The following is an 809-nucleotide window of genomic DNA, read 5'->3' on the forward strand; positions in this document are numbered from 1 at the left end:
ACTTGCGGCGTATGGCGATGACGTTCCAGGACCCGGTCGGTTCACTCTCGCCGAGGCTGACGGTTCGATCGCTCCTGACAGAGCCTTTTCGCGTCCATGGACTAAAGGATCGTGACGGCAGAAGAGAAGCCGAGCGCCTGCTGCGCATGGTCGGCTTGCCGGCGGATTTTGCTCGCCGCTATCCCCATCAGCTTTCGGGGGGGCAGGCCAGGCGCGTTGGTATCGCGCGTGCTCTTGCGCTGAATCCGGATTTGATTATTGCCGATGAGCCGACTGCAGGCCTCGACGTCTCAGTGCAGGGCGAGGTGCTCAATCTTCTCGCGCGGCTCCAGGACGAACTCGGGATGGCGATCCTGATTATCACGCACAATCTCAACGTTGTGCGTCACATGACCGACCGCATGGCGATCATGTATCTCGGCCGCTTTATTGAGGTCGGGTCGACCCAGCGAATCTTTGATTACCCGCGTCATCCCTACACCGAGGCCCTACTTGCAGCCAATCCCGAGCCCGATCCGGATGCGATGCTCAATAGGATCGAGCTCAAAGGTGAGGTGCCAAGTCTGCTAAGGCGCCCATCCGGCTGCGAGTTCCACACCCGTTGTCATTACGCGCAGGACATCTGCAGCCGCGTCTTTCCGGAAGCTTCAACAAGCCCACATGATACGGAGCAAAGCTTCAGATGCCATTTCCCGCTGCACAGCGGAAAGGGCGACGCTGTTGCAACTCGCAAGCCCGTTTCAAGAGCAGCCCGAATCTGATGTATGACGGCCTTCATCATCCGACAAGAATGAAGGGACGCTGAAGTG

1 protein-coding gene is annotated in these 809 nt (G+C 58.7%); it reads left to right on the top strand.

Features of this window, described 5'->3' with window-relative positions:
- Positions 1 to 761: oligopeptide/dipeptide ABC transporter ATP-binding protein (locus NKH91_RS32265; RefSeq protein ID WP_352885611.1), on the top strand; the 761-nt coding region annotated here is incomplete at its 5' end.
- Between the last annotated feature and the right edge of the window lie 48 nt (positions 762 to 809).

Source organism: Mesorhizobium sp. M0894, from assembly GCF_040319725.1.
Classification (GTDB): domain Bacteria; phylum Pseudomonadota; class Alphaproteobacteria; order Rhizobiales; family Rhizobiaceae; genus Mesorhizobium.